This window comes from Parapontixanthobacter aurantiacus (assembly GCF_009827635.1).
GTDB lineage: Bacteria > Pseudomonadota > Alphaproteobacteria > Sphingomonadales > Sphingomonadaceae > Parapontixanthobacter > Parapontixanthobacter aurantiacus.
In genome coordinates, this window is record NZ_WTYW01000001.1 from 255,747 (window position 1) to 277,567 (window position 21,821).

The window sequence follows — 21,821 nt, forward strand, 5'->3', positions numbered from 1 at the left end:
CGGGCTCAGGCGTTGGCTTTCGCCGGCTTGTCCTTCTTCGCCATGAGCGACTTGATGTCGAAGGTGCCGAGCAGCGACTTCTTGCCGTCGGTCTCGCCATCGCCATCGTCGCCGCCCGAACCGAGGATGTGCTCGGCGATCTTGTTCATGACCCCGGTTGCCTTGCTCGAAGCGTTCGCCTGGGCGAAGGTCTGACCGAGCTTGGCCGAATTGGCGGCCGCTTTCTGATCGAACGGGATCGAGAAATCGACCTTGCGCTCGATCGACGCCTCGAAATCCGCCTTGCTGATTTCCGACGAAGCGGGCGCGACCTTGTTCGCGACGACGACCGGCATGGCGTGCGCGGCATTCGTCTTAAGCCAAGACAGGATGCGGATCGTGTCGCGCGCCGAAGCGAGCGTCATGTCGCAGGCGACGATCGTCACGTTCACGTCGTTGAGCAGATGCGGGAAGTTGATCAGCATGTTGCGTGGCATGTCGATCATCGTCATCTCGAACGCCTGCCGGAACTCTTCCTCCAGCTGAAGGAAGGCAGCGCCGTCCGTCATCAGCGGGACGTTGATCGGTGCCTCTGCCGACAGGATCGACAGATTGTCGTTCGCGCGGATCATGGCTCGTTCGATGAACAGACCGTCGATGCGGCTCGGATTGTCTATGGCGTCAGTGAGACCGCGACCGGGCTCCAGATCGAGCGCCAGCGCACCCGTTCCGAAATGAATGTCGAGATCGAGAAGCGCCGTCGGCAGATTGTGCTTCGTGCTGAAGATGTGGCTCAGCGAAGTCGCCAGCATCGACGCGCCCACGCCGCCCCTCGTGCCGATGACGGCGGTCGAGATGTGGCGCTTGGCCGAGTCGGGATCGCTTGCCTTGGGCGCTGCGAAGACGGCTTGCGCCTGGTTGAGCGCATCGCGCAACTGGCTCGCCGAAAGCGGCTTCAGCAGGTAATCGTGGATGCCGCTGGCGAGCAGGTCGCGATAGAGGCGAACGTCGTTGACCTGGCCTATGGCGATGACGACCGTTCCCGGTTCGCACACTTCGGCAAGGGCATTGATGTCGTTGAGCGGGTCGCCGCTTTCGGACAGATCCACCATCAGGATGTTGGGACTCGCCGAAACGGAGAGCGACTGGATCGCGTTGCGCAGACCGCCCTTGTTGCACTTCTCAGGCTGCCAGCCCAGTTCGATGACGACCGGGCGCAGCTCATCGAGAGCGGTTTCGTCGCAGATGAACGCTGCGAACGGATCGCGGCCACCGTTCGGGCCAGGTTTCCATTGTGTAGACATCTTAGTTTCCACCCGTTGAGTTAGCCTTGACGCCGCCGGTGCCGGTCGGTGCCTGATCGCGATAAGTGTCGATCGCCTTCGTCGCGCTCATCACCACCGTCTCGCCGGTGCCTTCCTGACCCTTGATGAGGTCCTCGGGATTGGCGATCATGGCCGCGAGATTGCTGTTGTTCGCGCATCCGTAATTCGGGCTCGATGCGTTGTTGTAGTTCATCGACGATTTGGCCGACCAGTTCGGGCAGTCGGGGACGTAAGCGGTCGAACGGGTGATGACGACGCGCGCCTGTCCCGCATTGACCGCACCGGCCGTGACCGGCGATCCTTCGCTGATGAGGATGCCCCGTCGCCCGGCAAGCTCGGCAATCGCTTCGCGGGTCGCCATGTTCGCCATCGGGTCGTCGATCGAGACGCGGTCGCCGTAGCGAAGGTCCATCGAATCGAACCAGTCGTTGAGGCGCTGCTGTTCGTATACGGACAGACCGCTGGCGCTGGTGTCGACGTCGAAGACGATGTTTTCGCGTTCGACCACCGGCTGGTTGGTGCTGTAAAGCGAGCGTTCGGTCGGCATTCCGCCGCAGGCGGAAAGCGCGAGGACGAGGCACAGCGCCGCTGCGCCTGTCATCGATTGTTTGGCAGTAAGGCGCATGTCTTATTCCCCTTCCGAATTGAAGCTGAAGCCCGGCTTGATTGCCTCGGCGCGGCGTTCGGTGCGCCCCTTGCGATCACCGCCACGTTCCTCGCCATCGTTGTGCGAGATGCGCGGATCGGTCGGCCCTTCGCCCGCGACGGTCGGCCCCGGGCGGGTCGCGCCGCTGACGCCGTCGTGATCGCGGAACAGCAATTGCTGCTGCAGGAAGTTCGGCGACTGGTAACCGTCGGTCGGCAGCTTGATGCGGCTCGCATCGACCGGCTTCACGAGATAGGGCGTGACGATGATGACCAGTTCGGTCTCGCCCCGCTGGAAGCTGGAGGAGCGGAACAGGTTTCCGATGATCGGAATGTCGCCCGCACCCGGCGCCTTGTTGATCGTGTTCTGAGCGTTCGTGGACATCAGGCCGGCAATCATGAAGCTCTGACCCGAACCCAGTTCGATGGTCGTTTCAGCTCGGCGGATCGTAAGCGCGGGGATATTGAAGCCGTCCACGACCACGGCACCCTGGCTCGACAATTCCGAAACTTCCGGACGGACACGCATCGAAATGCGGCCATTGGCGAGGACGGTCGGCGTGTAAGCGAGGCTGACGCCGAACTTCTTGTACTGGATCGACGTCGTGCCGAGCCCGCTGCTCAACGGGATCGGGAACTCGCCGCCAGCCAGGAAGTCGGCTGTCTCGCCGGACAGCGCCGTCAGGTTCGGTTCGGAGAGCGTCGTGACGAGACCATTGCGCTCGGCAAGGTCGAATGCTCCGAGGAGGTCGAGTCCGAGGAACTCGCCGAGGAAGCCGAGCGTCGTTCCGTTTCCGATGGCGTCGATTGCGGTGCCGGGAACTTCCGTCCCGTCTGGTAGAACACCTACCGTCTTTCCGAGGCCGTTACCCACGCCCAGCGGACCGCCGGTGTTGAACTCGTTGCTGATGGCGCGGCCCGTGCCGACCCCGAAGCGGAACCCGCTCGTGCCGTCGATCGTGCTGAGGTTTCCGCCGATTTCGCGAACGAGGCTGCGGCTGACTTCGGCGAACTTGACGCGCAGGTTGACCTGCAGCGGCGTTGCCATCTTCAGTCGACTGATGACGTTCATCTCGTTGCCAACGAAGGCTTCGACGAGGCGTTGCGCTTCGGCTGCATCTTCAGGAGCGGCGACAGTGCCCGTCAGGAGGACGGTGTTCGTTCCCATCGTCGCGACCGAAACTTTCGCTTCGGGCATGGCGAGGGCAAGCATCTGATCGATGCTGGAGATGTTTGAACCGACGCGGACGTTGGCGGACCAAATGATGTCGCCCGCGGCGTTACTAGCATAAAGCGTCGTTTCGCCGCCGGACTTGCCAAAGATGTAAAGCTGCTGGCGCGACTTGACCTGAACATCGGCAATCGCGTCATTGGCGACGAAGATATCGGTCATCGATCCGGGTACGCTGATGAGCTGGCCCTTGCCGATCGACAGGACTACGTCCTGCGAGGGCTCGACGACCGACTGGGCGACCGCTGCCGGAGCGACGGCGACGCTTGCCAGCGAACCGATGGCGGCACTCGCCAGCAGCAGGGTAGCGGTAAAACGGGTTTTCATTTTCTTGCCCCTCGAAATGTCTTTTTCGCGTGCTTGTCTCTTTATGTTTGCGATGCGCATGCTCAGCGTCCTACCGGCTCTGCGCTGGTCGTCTTGCCGCGAGTGACGCGGACGACCGGACCCGTCGGTGCTGCCGGACGTTCTACGGTGCTTGGCGCGCTTTCTTCGGCCGGACGACGACGCGGACGGTTTGACTGAAAGCGCGAGACGTCGGCTCCCGTCGAATAGGTCGTACGACCATCATCGATCCGGTTGGCGGCCTCGCGCAGCAGACGTTCTTCCTCGTCAGGCGTCGCATTGTCGGGAATGACAACCTTGCCGGTCGCAATCGCCTGTTCGAGTTCGGCATTGCTGTCGGCGATCGCGCGCAGCGACAGGCTCAGCGTGCCGAGCGTCTGGGCGACCGCAACCTTCTCCGCGATCTTCGGCGTGACTTCGATTGTCACGTTGCGGAAGGTCTTGACGACCGTCTTGCCCTCGACCGTTTGCTGCGTCGTCTTCTGGTCCGTCGCAAGAACGCGAAGGTTACGCATGATGGTTTCCGATGCCTTCACGCTGAAGCCATCGTCATTTGTGACGGTCTGCGTCAGCATGAGGTCGATCCGGTCGCCGGGAAAGATGAAACCGGCAACGGCGGTCTTGGCCGAAACGGGGATCGTGACGGCGCGCATGCCGGGCGAAAGGGCTGCAGCGAGGAACCCGCGATCGCCGGGCGATACGAGCGAACCCTGCGTGACCGGCTCGCCGGCGGTGACCGGATAGCGAACGACCGTGCCGATAAGCGAGTTGAGGTCGCTTTCGCCGTCGATGAAATAAGCTTCTTGCACCATCTCTTCCGGCCATTCCTGGAACTTCATGGCATCGGCGGTGATGATCGTGCCGGTCGGAAGGGCGCGCTGGGCAACGAGTACCCGGGGACCTTCGTGAACGACGGGCGCAGCCTGTACCTGCGGTGCACCAGCGTCACCGAACATGCTGCGGGCAAATACGGCGCTGCCGACCGCGACGATCGATGCACCAATCAGCAATACCAGTTTCTTCTTGTCCATGGCTCGTTAAGCCCCCTCGTGTCGGCCCGGATTCCAGTTGCGGGCAATTATGGTTTCCGGGACTACATCCCGATTGGTTAAGATCAGGTTTCGCTCAAACCGCCGCCGTTGCAGCGACGTCGGTGAGCATCGTGTTGGCGACCATCCACAGTCCGCCCACGGTAATCGCGACGCCGTAAGGCACCTGGATGCGGTCGCTGCGCTTGCGCTTGAAATGAAGGATGGCGAAGATGATGCTCAGCACGCCGCCAGCGAGCGCCATCACCATGAGCATTTGCAGAAACGGAACGGGCGTCGTCCACAGGGCGATCGCGGTCAGCAGCTTGATGTCGCCGCCGCCGATCAGACCGAAGCTCCAGATGGCATAGAGGATCGCGAAGACGACGAGAGCAAAGCCGATCTGCATGGCGACGCCCGGCCATAGCGAGACGCCCGAAGCCCACCAGAAAGCCGGTGCGACTACAGCCACGGCAAGAACGAGGCGGTTCTCGATCTTGCGCGATCTGATGTCCGTGATTGCCGCGACAAGCAGCGCGATTGCCAAGAAAGCGATCAGTGCGTAGTGAATTGTTCCGTCCGGCATCATTGCCCCCAAGCAGCCCAGAAATGGTCGTGAAAGGCACTGTTAAGGGACAGGACTTACCAAACAGTAACCATCAGCGAGAGCAGTGAGCGGCGAGTTGCAGACAGTGGACGAAGGCATCGATCGTCGCAGCATTCCCGCTTCTGCCAGCGAAACCATTTGGCGAGCCCCGGACAACCACGAAATCCGCCGGATCGACTGGCCTTGCGAAGCGTCGAAAGCGCGCGGCTCCATCCTGTTCATGCCGGGGCGCGGAGACCATTACGAAAAATACCTTGAAACGCTTGCCGAATGGCATGACGACGGCTGGCGTGTCACTTCTGCCGACTGGCGCGGACAGGGCGGCTCGGGCAGGCTCGGCAAAGATCCGCATACCGGCCACATCGAGGATTATGCGATCTGGATCGCCGATCTCGCCGCTTTCTGGGACGAGTGGAAAGCAGATACGCCGGGGCCGCACGTCCTGATCGGGCATTCGATGGGCGGCCATCTCGTCTTGCGCGCGGTGGCGGAGAAAGCGGTCGATCCCGATGCGCTCGTGCTGTCCGCACCCATGCTCGGCTTTACTGGCAGCCGTTTGCCGATTTCTCTCATGCATTTTGTCGCGCGAATGGTGCGCGGGCTGGGCGATCCGATGCGGCGGGCCTGGAAGTGGAGCGAGAAACCGGGTTCGACGCCCGGAACCCGACGCGCGCTGCTGACCCATCACGATGCGCGCTACGAGGACGAATTATGGTGGCGCGAGAAGCGGCCCGAAGTCGTCATGGGACCGGCAAGCTGGCACTGGGTCGAGCGGGCCTATGCTTCCATGCGGTCTCTCTTCGCGCCCGGTATCCTCGAAAGCGTGGCGACGCCCACGCTGTTCGTCGCCACGAGCAACGACAAGCTCGTCGCGATGAGGGCAATCGAGGAGGCAGTGGCGCGCATGCCACATCCCGAGTTGCTCAAGTTCGGCGACGAAGCCCATCACGAGATCCTTCGTGAAGTCGACCCGGTCAGGGATCGCGCCATGGATGCGATCCGCCGATTTCTCGACCGTCATGCGAGCGCCTGAAAGGGCGAGCAGCCGTGATGCCTGAGACTTACGATTTCGCCGTGATCGGAGCGGGCATCGCCGGTTCGAGCATTGCCGCCGAACTGGCCGAACACGCGAATGTCGTCATCCTCGAAGCAGAAGCGCAACCGGGCTATCATGCGACCGGACGAAGCGCCGCATTCTGGGAAGAATGTTACGGTGGCCCGCTTATCGCGCCGCTGACGCTCGCTTCCGGGCCGTTCTTGCGGGAAGGGGGCTTTCTGTCGCCGCGCGGCGCGCTTTATATCGGGCAGGGAAAGGATAGTCCCGCGCTCAATGCGTTCGAGGATCGCTTCGCCCATACTGCCGCCACCTTCTCGCGTGTCGGGCAAGACTATCTGGCGCAATCCATTCCCGGCCTGAAACAGCCGTGGGTCGATGGGATCAGCCAGCCCGACTGCTGCGACATCGACGTGGCCGCGCTCCACGCCTTCTATCTCAAGCGGAGCCGGGAGCGGGGGGCGAGCCTGCGAACCGGCTTCCGGGTCTGTCGCACCGAAAGAAAGCACGGCGACTGGCGCATCGAAAGCGAGGGCGGGGAAACGGTCGAAGCAGCGTACATCGTCAATGCGGCGGGCGCATGGGCCGGCGAAATGGCACAGCTCGCCGGAGCACAGCCGATCGCGGTTAGCCCGTTGCGCCGCACGGTGGCCCAGCTTCGCGTCGATCCGGTTCCGCCGGCAGATATGCCCCTTGTGCTGGACATCGCAGGCAGCTTCTATTTCAAGCCCGATGCGGGGCGGATATGGCTTAGCCCGCATGACGAAACCCCGACCGAAGCATGCGATGCAGCGCCTGAGGAAATCGACGTCGCACAGGCCATAGCCCGCCTCGAGACGGTCGTGGATTGGCGTATCGAAGCGGTCGAACGGCGCTGGGCCGGATTACGCAGCTTCGCCGCCGATCGCCTGCCCGTATTCGGACCGGATACGCAATGTGAGAACTTCTACTGGTTTGCCGGGCAGGGCGGATCGGGCATCCAAACATCGCCAGCCGCAGCAGCCGTGGCCGCCAGCATCATTCTCGAAAGCGAAGCACCTGCTCCTTACGCGGCAATTGATCCATCACCCTATCTCGCCTCGCGATTCGGCTGAAGAATAGAGCCGGCGAGACGGAGCGAGCCTTAAGCGACCGATGCGGCGGCGTCGCTCGCCAGCCGGTCCACCCGCTCGTTTTCCGGGTGACCTGCATGGCCCTTGACCCAGTGCCAGTGCATCTGGTGCCGGTCAGAGGCGGCAATCAACTCATGCCACAGATCGGCATTGCGCACGGGCTTCTTGCTCGCATTGACCCAGCCACGCTTCTGCCAGCCCGAAATCCACTTCGTCATGCCGTCGAGGACGTATTTGCTGTCGGAATACAGATGCACTTCGCACGGCTCGATCAACGCTTCGAGCGCCTTGATCGCCGCGGTCATCTCCATTCGATTGTTCGTCGTGTTACGCTCGGCGCCCGACATCGCCTTTTCGTGCTTGCCCATCTTGAGGAGCGCGCCCCAGCCCCCCGGACCCGGATTTCCCTTGCAGGCTCCGTCCGTATAGATCTCGACTGTCTTCATGATCGCGCCCTGCCTCAAGCCGCTGGCGGGGTGAAGAGGGAATTGTCCGCCTTTTCATAAAAGTCGAGCCGCCGGGCGAATTGCATAGGATCCTTGCGCGTGACCATCGCCTCGGCACCTGTATCGAACCAGTCGAAGGCGCGCGAGGCGACGAATCGTAGGCAGGCTCCCTTGGCGAGCAGGGGGAGGGCGCGGCGTTCCTCGTCCGACAAGGCGCGGCGCGAATCATAACCTGCGACGAGCGCGCGGCCCAGCTCTTTGTTAAAGACGTTGCCGGACTCATCGAAGCACCAGGCAGCATGGATTACCGCGAGGTCGTAGGCCATCATGTCGTTGCAGGCGAAATAGAAATCGATGAGCCCGCTTACCCTGTCGCCGACCATCAGGACGTTGTCCGGGAAAAGGTCGGAATGAATGACCGAGCGCGGCAGATCGGTCGGCCATTCCTCCTTCACTTGCCGCGCCACGTCGAGCGTTCGCGGCAGGTCCGGGTTTATTTCCGCGAGGCGATCTTCACCGCACCGCGCAAGCGTTTCGACCCATTCGGAGGGACCGAGGCGGTTCTCTCGATGACCGGGGAAGGACTGCGCTGCAAGGTGAATGCCGGCAAGGGCTTCGCCAACCGCGAACAATTGCTCTTTCGTCGGTTTGTCGGGGGAGATGCCCGGCAGAAATTCGATGAGCGCGACCGCCTTTCCGTCGATCGCGCGGTGGGTCGCGCCGGTTCGGTCGTGGATCGTGCGCGGTACAGGCGATCCCGCAGCAGCGAGATGATCGAGAAGGTCGAGAAAATAGGGTAGCTCCGCGATGTCGATGCGGCGCTCGTACATGGTGAGGATGAATTGCCGCCGCGCCCGCTTTTCGCCGCCATCGGTTTCGATCAGCCAGTTGCTGTTGGAGACCCCTTCGGCAATCCCCTTGGCCGATACGAGCCTTCCGACATCGTAATGTGAGGTCAGTTCGGAAAGTGCCTCGGCACCGAGATTGGTATAGACAGCCATCGGGTCGTTGCCGGTAACTTCGCGGCGTCAGTCCATCAGCTGACGGGGAAGTTTGAACACCATGTTCTCGACCGCGCTCGAAAGAGTTTCCTCGCGGACATCGCGCCACTCGCCGAGCTTGTCGACCACCTCGCGAACGAGCTGTTCGGGAGCGGAGGCTCCTGCCGTAAGACCGATGGTTCCCACACCCTCGAGCCAAGCCGGGTCGATGTCCGCAGCGCGCAGGATCAGCTTCGCCGCGGTGCCGCACCGTTCCGCCACTTCTACGAGCCTCAGCGAATTGGAAGAGTTGGGCGATCCGATGACCAGTACGAGATCGCTTGCCGGAGCAATCTGCTTGACGGCGGCCTGACGGTTCGACGTCGCGTAGCAGATGTCGTCCGCCTTCGGTCCGACGATATCGGGGTAGCGTTCCTTCAATGCGGCGATGACGTCCTCCGTATCGTCAACCGAAAGGGTGGTTTGCGTCAAGAATGCAAGTTCGGCATCGCGCGGAAAGTCGAGCTTCGCGACGTCCGCCGCTTCCTCGACAAGGGTCATCTGTCCCGGTTCGACCTGCCCCATCGTGCCGACGACTTCCGGATGTCCGGCATGACCGATAAATATGATGTGGCGGTCGCGCTCGATCTGCCGTTCGGCCTGCCGATGAACCTTGCTGACGAGCGGACAGGTGGCATCGACATAAATGAGCTTGCGACGTTCGGCCTCTGCCGGAACCGTCTTGGGCACGCCATGCGCGCTGAAGACCACGGGCGCGTCGTCCGGCACGTCCTCGAGTTCCTCGACGAAAATGGCTCCTTTTGCCCGGAGGCCATCGACGACGAACTTGTTGTGCACGATCTCGTGGCGGACATAGACCGGCGCGCCGTATTTCTCGAGTGCGCGCTCCACGATTTCGATTGCGCGGTCGACGCCGGCGCAAAATCCGCGGGGTGCCGCGATGAGCAGGGTCAGGCCGGGCTTAGTCGCCTGTCGGTCGGTGGCTGGAAAGCGGGCATTCATGTCCTCGCCTCTAGCGTTTTGTGGACGCGCCCGCTAGGGGCTAGCGCCGACAGCAGGGCGGCAAGGCCCGAAAACGAGGAACACCGTTCGATGAATGCCCCGATCCGCGCCTTTATCAAGTCCCGCACGAGAGCCCTCGGTCTCGCCGCGGCCGGTGCGCTGGCACTGGCCGGATGCGCTTCGGAAGGCGATCTCGTCATCGATCAAGGTGTCGGCATTACCGCAATCCGGACGGTTTGTCCCGCCGTCGGCATCCCCGATCATACCGGCGACATCACCACGTTCCGGCAGAAAGGTTCACGCACCGCCGATAATCTCGACGTGACGGCTGCGCTGACCAATCTGCGTTCCACCTGCAACGAAAGCGGCGACCGGGTCTATGCAGAAGCGACGTTCGACGTCCTTGCCCAGCGCAACGACCCGCGTGGCGCCCGGCAGGTCACACTGCCTTATTTCGCCACCGTGCTGCGCGGTGGCACCTCGGTCGTCAGCAAGCAGGTCGGCCAGGTCACTTTGAACTTTGCCGATGGCGAAACACGCGCTCAGGCGTCGGGCAGGGCGGCGGCCTATGTCGACCGGGCTCAGGCGACACTGCCTGACGACGTGCGTGAGCGCATCACACGGCGCCGTGAGGCGGGCGATCCGGATGCCGCGCTCGATCCGCTGGCCGATCCCGAAGTGCGCCAGGCAGTCGCACGCGCGACGTTCGAATTGCTGGTCGGCTTTCAGCTGACGCAGGACCAGCTTGCCTACAACGTCACGCGGTAACGGCTTTCTCTCCCTCTCTTTCGCAGGTCATCGCGGACTTGCGATTTCGGGCATTTTGGCTAGGCGCGTCGGATGGACGACACGCATACACTAAACGCAGGTTTTTCCGAGCGGATCGACGCAATCCTCGATGCGCTCGAAATAGAAGGGCATCTGCCCAAGGACACCGCACGAGCCGGCGTGAGCGTTGAACCGCCGCGCGACGCGGCCCATGGCGATCTTGCCACCAATGCAGCGATGGTGCTCGCCAAACAGGCCAAAAGCAATCCGCGCGATCTTGCGGCGCTGATCGTGGAGAAGCTGGAGGGCGATGCCCTCGTGACTTCTGCCGAGATCGCCGGACCCGGCTTCATCAACATCAAGCTCGACAATGTCGTGTGGCTCGACGAATTGCGCAGCATCGCGAAGCTGGGCGATGCCTACGGGCGGTCGCATTCCGGTGCGGAGCGCAAAGTGAACATCGAATATGTTTCGGCCAATCCAACAGGGCCGATGCATATGGGTCATTGCCGCGGCGCGGTGGTGGGCGACGCACTTGCCGCACTGCTCGAATTCACCGGCCACGAGGTCGTGCGCGAATATTACGTCAACGATGCGGGTGGGCAGGTCGATGTTCTCGCCCGCTCGGCTCATCTGCGGTATCGCGAGGCGCTGGGCGAAGAGATCGGCGACATCCCCGAAGGGCTGTATCCCGGCGATTACCTGAAACCGGTCGGCGAATATCTCGCGAACGAGTTGGGCGACAGGTTCCAGAAAGCGCCGGAAAGCGAGTGGCTGCCGGTATTTCGGGCAGAAGCGGTCGAGCAGATGATGAACCTCATCCGGGAAGATTTGGCACGCCTCGGCATACATCACGACGAATTCGCTTCCGAAGCGGCGCTGCAGGCGGCCGGAAAGCCTGAAGAGGCGGAAGAGTGGCTGAGGGCGCGCGACCTCGTCTATGACGGCGTTCTCGAAGCGCCCAAGGGCAAGGCTCCGCCAGAGGACTGGGAACCGGTCGAATTGCCGCTGTTCCGCTCGACCCGCTTCGGCGACGATCAGGATCGCCCGATCAGAAAATCCGACGGTAGCTGGACCTATTTCGGCGCCGATCTCGCCTATCACATGCAGAAGGCAGAGGGCGCTAATGCCCTCATCGATATCTGGGGCGCCGACCATGCGGGCACCGTCAAGCGCATCAAGGCGGCGGTCGCAGCGCTCAGCGAAGGGCAGGGCAAGCCCATCCCGTTCGACGTCAAGCTGATCCAGATGGTCCAGCTCATGCGGAACGGCGAGCCGGTAAAGATGTCGAAGCGTTCAGGGAATTTCGTGACGCTCGCCGAAGTCGTGGAAGAGGTCGGCAAGGACGTCGTGCGCTTCACGATGCTGACCCGCAAGCCCGAAGCGCAGATGGAGTTCGACTTCGCCAAGGTCGTCGAGGCGAGCCGCGATAATCCCGTATTCTATGTCCAGTACGCTCACGCGCGCATTTCATCCACTCTGCGCAAGGGGGCAGAACAGGGCTTTGCGCCATCACCCGACAATCTCGATCTGCTGGGCGATGCCGACCACGCGCTCGTCGCCCTGGCGGCGCAGTTCCCGCGCATCGTCGAGGCAGCGGCGCAGGCGGGAGAGCCTCACCGGATCGCTTTCTATCTCTACGATCTCGCGGCAGCCTTTCACAGCTTCTGGAACGCGGGCAACGATGACCAGAGCCTGCGCATTTTACAGAGCGGCAACGGTGAGCTAACCGAAGCACGCCTGTTCATGGCCGCGCAACTGGCGCAGGTCATCCGCAACGGGCTCGGCATTTTGGGTGTCGAGGCGGTGGAGGAGATGTAGGATGGCGGGGTTGGGACCGAAAGGTCAGGCACGCGGGGCGGCTTTCTCGCAAGGAACGGCCGATGCGGCCTGGGAACACGATCATCAGCTCGGGTTCGACGACGAAGAGCGTCTTCCCTGGCTCGATTCAGACGACAACCATGACGACGCGAGTGCAATCGCAACCGGGCGGATCGTGAGTTTCGCTGCGTTCGGCCTCGTCGCAGTGCTCGCCATCGTCGGCGCTATCTGGTGGCTGACCGCGGGCAGCGGCACAGGCGATGCGGTTCCCGACGGCAGCATCGTCGAAGCCCCGGCCGAACCCTATAAGGTCCGCCCCGAAGATGCCGGCGGCAAGGAGTTCGAGGGAACGGGCGATACGAGTTTCGCGGTCGGCGAAGGGCAACAGCGCGAGGGTCGGCTGGCCGATGCGAGCAGAGCCATCACCGAGCCGGTCGCTCCCCCCGCTGCGGCGACTGCGCCAGCGTTGACGCGCGCCGAGACGCGGTCCGAACCCGCCGCCAGCGGCCCGTCCATCAACGCGGTGTCGAGCGATGCCGAGGAGATCGCTCAAGCCAATGACGGCGTGGGCGTTCAGGTGGGGGCATATTCGACCAAGGCAGCGGCCGAGACCGGCTGGCAAACCCTGCAGCGGCAGACGGAAGTCCTTAACGGTGTCCGTCACCGCGTGGTGCGTGGACGCGCGGATATCGGGATCGTTTATCGTTTGCAGGCGATCGCTGAAAACGGAGCGGCCGCCGACCGGCTTTGCGGCGCGCTGCGCGACAACGGACTGGACTGTCAGGTCAAGCGGTAGCAGCTTTGCTTAACCGGGATGGCGACGAGCTTCGCGGCGCGGCCATATCCACATCTGACAATCCTTACCGCGCTTGCCAAAATCCAGCTTTGCTGCGACTTTGACGGGCATGACCCCTGTGATTTTCGGAATTGCCGGAGAGCGGCTGTCCCCCTATGAAGCGGCCTTTTTCAAGGATGCCGACCCGGCGGGCTATATCCTGTTCGGACGCAACTGCATCGACCGCGAACAGATGCTGGCGCTGACCGATGAGCTGCGCGCGCTGCACGGTCGCGAGCGCCTTTATATCTGCATCGATCAGGAGGGCGGACGGGTTGCGCGGATGAAGCCGCCACAATGGCCAGCTTTTCCGGCTGGCGCGGTGTTCGACGCGCTCTATCAGGTTGCTCCGGCCAGCGCGATCGAGGCGGCACGCGCCAATGCCGAGGCATTGGGCCGGGAACTCGCCGCGGTCGGCATTACGGCGGACTGCCATCCACCCCTCGATGTAGGGCGCGAAGGCGCACATGACGTGATTGGCGACCGCGCCCTTGGCAGCAATGCGCGACAGGTGGCGGCCATCGGTCGCGCCATTCTCGACGGACTGGAGCGTGCGGGCGTTGCCGGATGCATCAAGCATATGCCCGGACACGGGCGCTCTTCGGTCGATACGCACAAGGAATTGCCGAGAGTCACCGCCAGCGCGGCAGAACTCGCCGAGGACATCGCGCCGTTCAAGGCCCTCAACACGGCGCCCGCCGGGATGACCGGCCATCTGATCTTCACCGCCTGGGACGAAGACCATCCGGCGACGCTTTCGTCGCGAGTCATTTCCGAAATCATCCGCGGCGAAATTGGCTTCGACGGCCTGCTGATGACCGACGATATCGATATGGAGGCGCTCAGCGGCACTATCCCCGAACGCGGGGCGGCGGCCATCGCGGCGGGATGCGACCTCGTGCTCAATTGCTGGGCGAAAATGGACGACATGAAGGGTCTGGCGGAAAGGCTGCCTGAGCCGTCGGAAAAGGGTAAAGAGCGGCTCGAAGCCGCGCTTGCACGGACGCGGCTGGCACCCGGCGAAGCGCAGGAGGGAGAGCGGACCCGCGAATTGCTGGCCCGGCGCGATGCCCTGATCGCGGCGGCGGGAGTAGCGGCTTGAGCGAAACCGACCTGATCCTAGGGCTCGTCGAGGCCGAGCGCGATCTTCCCAAACCCCAGCGCGAGGGGCTCTGGAGTTTTTCGCAAGAGGACGAGGCGAAGCCGGACACGGAAACGCTCTACCTCGAACTCGAGGGGTGGGAGGGGCCGCTCGACCTCCTCCTCGATCTCGCAAGGCGACAGAAGGTCGATTTGCGGGCCATTTCGATCCTGTCGCTCGTCGATCAATACCTCGAATATATCGAGGAGGCCGACGCGCTGAAGCTGGAGCTGGCCGCCGACTACCTCGTGATGGCCGCCTGGCTCGCTTATCTCAAATCCGCGCTTCTCCTGCCGAAGGACGAGCAGGAAGAGCCGAGTGCAGAGGAACTGGCGCTGAAACTGCAGCTTCGCCTGCAGCGGCTCGGCGCGATGCGCGAGGCAGCCGCGCGGCTGATGGCGCGCAACCGGATCGGACGCGATATTTTCCTGCGAGGCAATCCCGAAGGGTTGCGGACCGACCGCGCGATCCGCTGGCGCTGCGATGCATATTCGCTGTTCCAGGCCTATGGTCGCGTCAAGTCGAGGACTGCGCCTGCGGTCCACCTGGTGCGCGAGCGGCCGGTGATGACGCTGGAAAGCGCGCTCGACCGGGTCTCTGCCATGCTGGGGGTGACGCTCGACTGGATGCAACTGGAGGACTTCCTGCCGCCACATGCCGAGCCGCGCCTCAGGAAGTCGGCGCTTGCCTCCAGCTTCGTCGCTGCCTTGGAACTCGCCCGGCGGGGACGGGCGGAATTGCAGCAAGCGGCGACGTTCGGCCCGCTCCTGCTGAGGCGCCGCCCGGAGTGAGCGAGCCGCCCGACGATCTGCTGCGCGCGGTCGAGGCAACCGTCTTCGCCGCGGAGGACCCGCTATCGGCGGAACAGATCGCCGCCCATTTGGGCGATGCCGACCGGCAGGGAATTCGCGAGGCTCTGGCACAATTGCAGGAAGACTATGCAGGGCGGGGCATCGCGCTGGTCGAGCGCGGGCGCCGGTGGCATTTCGAGACCGCGGGCGATCTAGCACATCTTTTGCGAACGACGCGCGAGCAGTCGCGCCGCTTGAGCCGTGCAGCAACAGAAGTGCTCGCCATCGTCGCCTATCACGAGCCGGTCAGCCGGGCCGAAATCGAATCGATCCGCGGTGTCCAGACGGCAAAAGGAACGCTGGACGTGCTGCTCGAAGCGGGCTGGATCAAGGTCGCTGGCCGCCGCGAGGTTCCAGGCCGCCCGGTCATCTATGCGACGACGCCTGAATTTCTCGATCATTTCGGCCTTTCCTCGCGCCGCGACCTTCCCGGTATCGAGGAATTGCGTGCGACCGGCATGCTCGATCCGGTGGACGAGGCGTTCGAGGCGCTGACCAGCTCCGGCGGGGAACCGGGGGAAGCTGGGGAAAGCGACGACGAGGCGGCCGGATGATGCGCAACCACTGGCACTGCGACCGGGAAACGCCTATATCGGACGGCGCAGACCATGCACAAACAAGGTAGTTTCAGATTATGTCCCTAGGCCCCTGGCAGCTCATCATCATCGCCATCGTCATCCTCGTCCTGTTCGGGCGGGGCAAGATTTCCGAAATGATGGGCGATTTCGGCAAAGGCATCAAAAGCTTCAAGCAGGGCATGAACGAGGAAGACGCGCCCTCTGCCAAGCCGGGCGAACCGGCGAAGCGGATCGAGGGGCCGGGCGTTCACGAGGCGAAGCCTGCCGACCAGACAGTAAAGGACGGCGAAACGTCCGATCTGCGCAAATAGGCTGAACGAGGAAGGCGGTCCGGCCGCCGCAAAATATGTTCGATATCGGCGCCACCGAATTGCTCCTCATCGTGGTCGTGGCGATCCTCGCCATCGGGCCCAAGGACATGCCTGCTGCCTTGCGCGCGGCAGGCCGCTGGATCGGGAAGGCGCGCCGCATGTCGAACCATTTTCGTAGCGGCATCGATGCGATGATACGCGAGGCTGAGATCGAGGACATGGAGCGCAAATGGGCTGAGCAGAACAAGCGTATCATGGCCGAACATCCCGACGTCTCTAAGGAAGTCGAACCGCCCAAGTCTGCGGATCCCGCGCAGTCCGACCCTGCCGATAGTGCCGCTGCGGAAGCGCGTGCCCGCGTCCGACCGCCGACCGACGCGTCAGGCGAGCCGGCATCGGACAGCGAAACATCGCAGCACCGTAAGACGACGCCTCGCGATCAGCAGGTCGATCGGAGCGATGGCTGAGCGATGGCGCTGAAGATCAAGGATATCGACGAGACGCAGGCGCCGCTGCTCGATCACCTGATCGAGTTGCGCGGACGGCTCGTGCGCTGCGTGCTGGCCCTGATCATCGCATCGGGCATCTGTCTTTATTTCGCCGACGACATTCTGGGCTTTCTCGTCAGGCCGCTCGACGCAGCGTTCGAGGACGGCAACAGTCGCCTCATCTACACAAAGCTTTACGAAGTCTTTTTTGTCGAGCTGAAGGTCGCGCTGTTCGCCGGTTTCTGCATCAGCTTCCCGATCATCGCGAACCAGCTCTGGGCGTTTATCGCGCCGGGCCTCTACGCCAAGGAAAAGAAAGCGTTCCTGCCCTTCCTTCTCGCAACGCCGATCCTGTTCCTTGCCGGGGCATCGCTAGCCTATTTCGTCGTCATGCCGACCGCTTTCCGGTGGTTCCTGGGATTTCAGGGGGAGACCGGCGGCGTCGATATCGAGGCCTTGCCCGCCGCGGGCGAGTACCTGTCGCTCGTCATGCAATTCATCCTCGCCTTCGGGATCAGTTTTCTGCTGCCGGTCCTCTTGCTGCTGCTGAACCGGGCAGGGCTCGTGAGCCGCGACCAGCTGATCGGGGCACGCCGCTATGTCATCGTCGCGGTCGTAGCCGTCGCTGCCATAGTCACGCCGCCCGATCCGGGCTCCCAATTGATCCTGGCGATACCGCTCTATCTGCTGTTCGAAGGATCGCTTCTCATCATGCGATTTACCGAAAGCAAAAGCGCGAGTTCGGAAGTGGTCGACCCCACTGCTGAGTGATTTCGCAAGGAAGCGGACACAAAAAAGGGCTCCGAAACGGAGCCCTTTTTAATTGCGATCCTTGAACGATCAGCCTGCGCTTACCGGCTCATCGTCGTCGTCGTCGGTTACGAGAATGACTGCGCCAACGAATGCAGCGATCGCAACAGCAGACCAGAGAAGGGTCGAACCTTCAGCCAGTTCGGACTGACCTTCGACGGGAGCGGCGCTGCGCTCGAACTGTGCGACTGCCGGTGCGGCGGCCAGCGAAACGGCTGCGAGCGACGCAGCGATGGTACGAAACTTCATTGGAAACTCCCTCGTATAATCCAGAACCGTTAGCGGTGTCGTGCCAATACTAGAATCTGGAAACCGCAATTCAAGAACAAACGGTCTCGCATCGAGCATTAGGAAGATAACGTTAATAGAGAGTTACCAAAAAGGCACAGGAGGCACCTGCACGCCGGTATCCGAGGCTGGAACGAAAACGGGGCCCGCGAGGGGCCCCGTCCGAAAAACGAATTTCTGGTCCGATTAGCCGACGCTTACCGGAAGATCGTCATCGTCGCCGTCGGCGAGGATGATGATGCCGCCGATAACAGCAGCAGCAGCGAGAATGCCGATTACGACGCTCGAGCCACCAGCCAGTTCGGATTCGTCTTCGACCGGAGCCGTGCTCCGCTCGAACTGTGCAACTGCCGGAGCAGCCGCAAGAGATACTGCAGCAGTCGCTGCAGCGAGTGTACGGAATTTCATTTGATACTCCCTAACCACATGTGAGTTTCGGAATTCTCCGAAATTCAAGCGAGGGGCTAAGTCATTCGCGCGTCTTTTGCAAGATCGTTGCGCCGGTTCGAACGAACCACTCAACCCATTTGTTTCATCGTTCCGTCCTGCCGGATGGCCGGATTTCACGACGAAAACCCCCTTTGAAACTATCCGGCGCTGACCGGCTCTTCCTGATCGTCTTCCGACAGCAAGAGCACGGCAGCAGCAACCGCCGCGATTCCCGCGACGAAGAACAGATCGTTATTCCCGCCCAGTTCGCTTTCTCCCGAAACAGGCGCATTTGCGCGATCCAGCCCGGCCATGGCCTGCTGCGCCGCAAGCGGAGTTGCAATGATGGCGAGTGCCAGCGCGGCCGCAATCGTCTTTCTCATCTTCGCTTCCTCAATTCATTTTTCGTCGACGAACTCAGGCGTTGGCGTCGTGCAACGCGAAGATAGTCGATTTTGTTCTGCGACAAGTATTTCAAAGAACCGCTGCTTCTTCAAGCAAGACCCCATTATTCCGGCGATTGTTGCCAATATATCGCAATGCTCGACCCCTTATTGCGAATCGCGCCGGTAGACGAGTTTGCCGCCGACCCACGTTTCGGCAACTTCCGCATCACGCAGATTGCGTTCGTTCGCCATCAGCGGATCGACATCGAGGAGGACGAAATCCGCTCGTTCGCCCGGAAGCAATCGTCCAAAGCGCCCCTCGGCGAAGCCGGCATATGCGCCATTCATCGTGTATCCGGCAAAAGCGCGCTCGCGCTCGATGGTCTCGTCCGGGCGCCAACCTCCGAAAGGTTCGCCGGCATCGTCCACACGCGAAATGGCGACGGCCATGCCGGTGAGCGGGTCGGGGCGCTCGACGGGAGCATCCGATCCCAGCGCCAGCGTCGCGCCGTTTTCCGCGATCGTCCGCCAGGCATAGGCACCGTCGAGGCGCTGCGGTCCAAGCCGGGCTTCCGCCATTACGCGGTCGGAGGTCTGGTGGACGGGTTGCATCGATGCGATGAGGCCGAGTTCGCCGAATTGGGAGAGTTCGCTGGGATCGACGACCTGTGCGTGCTCGACGCGCCAGCGCCTGTCGCCGGTATAGGTTTCCTGCAATTCGCGCACGGCGGACAGAACTTCGGCGTTTGCGGCGTCGCCGATGGCATGGATGGCGAGCTGGAAGTTCCCGATCGCGGCGCGGCTCATGCGATTGCGTAGCTGCGCCGGATCGAGCAACGGCAGGCCCGTATTGTCCGCATCGTCGGCATAGGGCTCCTTCAGCCATGCCCCCCGCGAGCCGAGTGCTCCGTCTAGATACAGCTTCACCCCGTTCAGCCGCAGTCGGTCGTCGTAAAGCCATGGGGTCGGGTTGCTGCCCGCGATGATGTCCATCGCCTCGACCCCGCCGGCATAGGCCATGATCCGCAAGGTAAGCGTGCCGGCATCTCCGGCCCGACGGTAAGCCTGCCAGTCCTCGATGGAGGTGCCCATATCGGCTGCTGCCGTCACGCCTTGCGCATGCAGAAGCTTCTGCGCTTCGCTCAGGGCAAGATCGCGTTCGGCAGGGCGGGGCGCCGGGATGTGCCGAGTGACCAGCGTTTCGGCGGCATCGACGAAGACGCCCGAAGGCTGGCCGTTTGCGAGCCGTTCGATCCTGCCGCCGTCGGGATCGGCAGTCTTGGCTGTAATGGCGGCGCGTTCGAGCGCGCGGCTGTTGGCCCATCCGGCATGACCGTCGACCCGCGTGAGATAGACCGGGCGGTCGGGGACGACCGCGTCGAGCTCCGCCGCTGTGGGGAAGCGACCGAGGCCCCACTGCTCCTGGTTCCAGCCGCCACCCAGGATCCACGGACGTGACGGGTTCTCTTCCGCGAACCGGGCGATCGCCGCCAGTGCTTCGTCGAGCGATGCGGTTTGCGACAGGTCGAGGGTCAGGGCGCCGAAGCCGATGCCCATGACGTGCAGATGCGAATCGATGAAACCTGGGGCCATCGTTCGCCCTTCGCCGTCGAGCCGATAGTCGACATCGCGGGGGAGGTCGTCGCCTCGCTCGAAGATCTCGGCAACCTTGCCATCGTCATCGACACGCAGCGCGACGAACCGGATTACTTCGCCCTCTTCGCCGAGAGTGATACCGTCGACGTTATCGACCAGCATATCGGCGGGGGCGGGAGCCGCCGAAAACGCCGCGGTCAGCATCGCCAACCCCGCGGCGGGTGCGCTTAAGTACCTTCTAGACATCATTGTGACCCTCGTTTTCAGTCTGGTTTTGCGTTCGGGCGTGGCCCCTTGGCGGTGACCCGTGAAGGCGAATTATCGCAAGCGCAAATGCTAATCGCATTGCACTCGAACGGCGGCTTGCCTACCCCCGAAAACATGAAAACGCAGCAGATGACCGCGCATTCCAAGGTTCCGGGCAGGGACGCACTGACGATCGCCGATATTGAGGCGGCGGCAAAGCGGATCGGCGATGCCGTCGTGAAGACGCCGATGATGCACTCGAAGACCCTCTCCGACATCACCGGCGCGCAGATCTGGCTGAAGTTCGAAAATCAGCAATTTACAGCGGCTTACAAGGAGCGGGGTGCGCTCAACGCGCTGTTGCTGCTGCCCGAAGAACAGCGGCAGCGCGGGGTAATCGCGGCCTCGGCCGGCAACCATTCGCAGGGTCTCAGCTATCATGGAACGCGGCTGGGCACACCGGTGACGATCGTCATGCCGCGCACCACTCCGACGGTGAAGGTGATGCAAACAGAGCGGGTGGGCGGTACGGTCGTGCTGCACGGAGAGACGTTCGACGATGCCTCCGAACATGCCCGCCGCCTGGAACAGGAACTTGGTCTTACCTTCATCCACCCGTTCGATGACCCTGACGTTGCTGCGGGGCAGGGAACTGTCGCGCTCGAGATGATGGAGATCGTACCGGATCTCGACTGCCTCGTCGTGCCGATCGGCGGCGGCGGACTGATGAGCGGCATGGCGACTGCCGCCCGCGCGCTGTCCGACGACATCAGGCTCGTAGGGGTGCAGGCCGCCCTCTATCCCTCCATGTATGGAGCGATGAAGGACGAAACGGTGGTCTGCGGAGGAGACACGCTGGCGGAAGGGATCGCCGTCAAGGCACCCGGGCGGTTCACCAGCAAGATCATCCGCGAATTGGTCGACGAGATTGTCTTGGTCGATGAGGGGGCGCTCGAAAGCGCGGTTTCGCTGCTTCTTCAGATCGAGAAGACCGTCGTCGAAGGCGCTGGCGCAGCAGGTCTCGCAGCGGTGATGTCGAACCCTGAGAAATTCGCAGGCTCGAAGGTCGGCCTCGTCCTGTGCGGCGGAAACATCGATACGCGCTTGCTCGCGAACGTCCTCCTGCGCGACCTTGCCCGTCAAGGACGCCTTGCGCGGTTGCAGATCACGCTACAGGATCGCCCGGGCGCACTTTACAAGGTGATGCGCGAATTCGACGAGCACAACGTCAACATCATCGAAATCTACCATCAGCGAATATTCACGACGCTGCCTGCGAAGGGACTGATTACGGACATCGAATGCGAAGCGCGTGACCGCCAGCAAATCGATCGCCTGATCGAATCGCTGAGAGCGAAGGACTATGTCGTGACCCCCGTGGAACTCGGATAATCTGCTGGAAAATCAAGATTGATGGTTAACTGCTTTTGCATCGGGAACGAAACGGTTTAGACAGGTCTTAAGAAATCGTTACCGACTCAATTCGATGCAAAGGTTC

24 protein-coding genes are annotated in these 21,821 nt (G+C 62.5%); 12 read left to right on the plus strand and 12 right to left on the minus strand.

All coding sequences use genetic code 11. The features are described from left to right. Positions 1-5: 5 nt before the first annotated feature. The 5 genes from GRI38_RS01190 to GRI38_RS01210 all read right to left on the minus strand — a co-directional run bounded on the left by GRI38_RS01190 (position 6) and on the right by GRI38_RS01210 (position 5,142). Positions 6-1,283 carry a pilus assembly protein CpaE gene (locus GRI38_RS01190; protein WP_160681193.1) on the minus strand — a complete coding sequence of 426 codons (1,278 nt, stop codon included), beginning with the start codon at positions 1,281-1,283 and terminating at the stop codon, positions 6-8. 1 nt (position 1,284) lies between these two features. Beyond that, positions 1,285-1,929: a CpaD family pilus assembly protein gene (locus GRI38_RS01195; protein WP_160681194.1), complete on the minus strand. Its 645-nt coding sequence runs from the start codon at positions 1,927-1,929 to the stop codon at positions 1,285-1,287. Positions 1,930-1,932: 3 nt separating this feature from the next. Then, on the minus strand, positions 1,933-3,507 hold the full coding sequence (locus tag GRI38_RS01200; RefSeq protein WP_160681195.1) for a type II and III secretion system protein family protein: 1,575 nt from the start codon (positions 3,505-3,507) through the stop codon (positions 1,933-1,935). A gap of 62 nt (positions 3,508-3,569) precedes the next feature. Beyond that, a complete protein-coding gene (cpaB, locus tag GRI38_RS01205) occupies positions 3,570-4,556 on the minus strand; it encodes a Flp pilus assembly protein CpaB (protein ID WP_160681196.1) in 987 nt (328 codons plus the stop codon). A 94-nt stretch (positions 4,557-4,650) separates the two neighbouring features. Beyond that, on the minus strand, positions 4,651-5,142 hold the full coding sequence (locus GRI38_RS01210) for an A24 family peptidase (RefSeq protein WP_337191216.1): 492 nt from the start codon (positions 5,140-5,142) through the stop codon (positions 4,651-4,653). A gap of 82 nt (positions 5,143-5,224) precedes the next feature. Here GRI38_RS01210 and GRI38_RS01215 point away from each other — a divergent pair, with 82 nt between their 5' ends. Together GRI38_RS01215 and GRI38_RS01220 are read left to right on the plus strand one after the other, a co-directional pair. After that, on the plus strand, positions 5,225-6,193 hold the full coding sequence (locus tag GRI38_RS01215) for an alpha/beta fold hydrolase (protein WP_160681197.1): 969 nt from the start codon (positions 5,225-5,227) through the stop codon (positions 6,191-6,193). Positions 6,194-6,210: 17 nt separating this feature from the next. After that, a complete protein-coding gene (locus GRI38_RS01220; protein WP_160681198.1) occupies positions 6,211-7,308 on the plus strand; it encodes an NAD(P)/FAD-dependent oxidoreductase in 1,098 nt (365 codons plus the stop codon). A gap of 29 nt (positions 7,309-7,337) precedes the next feature. Here the strand turns inward: GRI38_RS01220 and rnhA are convergent, their stop codons facing one another. The 3 genes from rnhA to ispH are packed head-to-tail and all read right to left on the minus strand — an operon-like array spanning position 7,338 to position 9,775. After that, a complete protein-coding gene (rnhA, locus tag GRI38_RS01225) occupies positions 7,338-7,772 on the minus strand; it encodes a ribonuclease HI (RefSeq protein ID WP_160681199.1) in 435 nt (144 codons plus the stop codon). Between the two features lie 14 nt (positions 7,773-7,786). After that, complete coding sequence (gene thrB, locus GRI38_RS01230; RefSeq protein ID WP_160681200.1) at positions 7,787-8,773, minus strand: homoserine kinase; 987 nt, start codon at positions 8,771-8,773, stop codon at positions 7,787-7,789. Positions 8,774-8,800: 27 nt separating this feature from the next. Then, on the minus strand, positions 8,801-9,775 hold the full coding sequence (ispH, locus tag GRI38_RS01235) for a 4-hydroxy-3-methylbut-2-enyl diphosphate reductase (protein WP_160681201.1): 975 nt from the start codon (positions 9,773-9,775) through the stop codon (positions 8,801-8,803). Positions 9,776-9,865: 90 nt separating this feature from the next. On the opposite strand from ispH, the gene GRI38_RS01240 reads away from it, so the two are divergent. From GRI38_RS01240 to tatC, 9 genes are all read left to right on the plus strand, one after another. Then, positions 9,866-10,543 carry a hypothetical protein gene (locus GRI38_RS01240; RefSeq protein WP_202389813.1) on the plus strand — a complete coding sequence of 226 codons (678 nt, stop codon included), beginning with the start codon at positions 9,866-9,868 and terminating at the stop codon, positions 10,541-10,543. A 72-nt stretch (positions 10,544-10,615) separates the two neighbouring features. Next, entirely contained in the window at positions 10,616-12,364 is a 1,749-nt protein-coding gene (argS, locus tag GRI38_RS01245) for an arginine--tRNA ligase (RefSeq protein ID WP_160681202.1), read from the plus strand. 1 nt (position 12,365) lies between these two features. Further along, positions 12,366-13,160 carry an SPOR domain-containing protein gene (locus tag GRI38_RS01250; protein ID WP_160681203.1) on the plus strand — a complete coding sequence of 265 codons (795 nt, stop codon included), beginning with the start codon at positions 12,366-12,368 and terminating at the stop codon, positions 13,158-13,160. Positions 13,161-13,269: 109 nt separating this feature from the next. Further along, on the plus strand, positions 13,270-14,301 hold the full coding sequence (gene nagZ, locus GRI38_RS01255; protein WP_160681204.1) for a beta-N-acetylhexosaminidase: 1,032 nt from the start codon (positions 13,270-13,272) through the stop codon (positions 14,299-14,301). Beyond that, positions 14,298-15,131 (plus strand): segregation and condensation protein A, encoded by an 834-nt coding sequence (locus GRI38_RS01260; protein ID WP_237487301.1) that lies wholly within the window; start codon positions 14,298-14,300, stop codon positions 15,129-15,131. The genes nagZ and GRI38_RS01260 overlap by 4 nt, the downstream gene beginning before the upstream one ends. Further along, on the plus strand, positions 15,128-15,745 hold the full coding sequence (scpB, locus tag GRI38_RS01265) for an SMC-Scp complex subunit ScpB (RefSeq protein WP_160681205.1): 618 nt from the start codon (positions 15,128-15,130) through the stop codon (positions 15,743-15,745). Before GRI38_RS01260 ends, scpB begins: the two co-directional genes overlap by 4 nt. Before the next feature lie 80 nt (positions 15,746-15,825). After that, positions 15,826-16,080 (plus strand): twin-arginine translocase TatA/TatE family subunit, encoded by a 255-nt coding sequence (locus GRI38_RS01270; RefSeq protein WP_202389814.1) that lies wholly within the window; start codon positions 15,826-15,828, stop codon positions 16,078-16,080. Between the two features lie 35 nt (positions 16,081-16,115). Beyond that, positions 16,116-16,547 (plus strand): Sec-independent protein translocase protein TatB, encoded by a 432-nt coding sequence (gene tatB, locus GRI38_RS01275; protein WP_160681206.1) that lies wholly within the window; start codon positions 16,116-16,118, stop codon positions 16,545-16,547. Between the two features lie 3 nt (positions 16,548-16,550). Next, positions 16,551-17,339 carry a twin-arginine translocase subunit TatC gene (gene tatC / locus GRI38_RS01280; RefSeq protein WP_160681207.1) on the plus strand — a complete coding sequence of 263 codons (789 nt, stop codon included), beginning with the start codon at positions 16,551-16,553 and terminating at the stop codon, positions 17,337-17,339. A 69-nt stretch (positions 17,340-17,408) separates the two neighbouring features. On the opposite strand, the gene GRI38_RS01285 is transcribed toward tatC, so the two are convergent. The 4 genes from GRI38_RS01285 to GRI38_RS01300 form a co-directional block, all read right to left on the minus strand. Then, complete coding sequence (locus tag GRI38_RS01285) at positions 17,409-17,627, minus strand: hypothetical protein (RefSeq protein ID WP_160681208.1); 219 nt, start codon at positions 17,625-17,627, stop codon at positions 17,409-17,411. A 225-nt stretch (positions 17,628-17,852) separates the two neighbouring features. Continuing rightward, positions 17,853-18,074: a hypothetical protein gene (locus tag GRI38_RS01290; protein WP_160681209.1), complete on the minus strand. Its 222-nt coding sequence runs from the start codon at positions 18,072-18,074 to the stop codon at positions 17,853-17,855. Positions 18,075-18,253: 179 nt separating this feature from the next. Beyond that, complete coding sequence (locus tag GRI38_RS01295) at positions 18,254-18,478, minus strand: hypothetical protein (RefSeq protein WP_160681210.1); 225 nt, start codon at positions 18,476-18,478, stop codon at positions 18,254-18,256. A gap of 168 nt (positions 18,479-18,646) precedes the next feature. Continuing rightward, positions 18,647-20,323, minus strand: coding sequence for an amidohydrolase (locus GRI38_RS01300; protein WP_419880261.1), 1,677 nt, complete (start codon positions 20,321-20,323; stop codon positions 18,647-18,649). Positions 20,324-20,473: 150 nt separating this feature from the next. Here GRI38_RS01300 and GRI38_RS01305 point away from each other — a divergent pair, with 150 nt between their 5' ends. Beyond that, a complete protein-coding gene (locus GRI38_RS01305; RefSeq protein ID WP_160681212.1) occupies positions 20,474-21,715 on the plus strand; it encodes a threonine ammonia-lyase in 1,242 nt (413 codons plus the stop codon). Positions 21,716-21,821 lie beyond the last annotated feature (106 nt).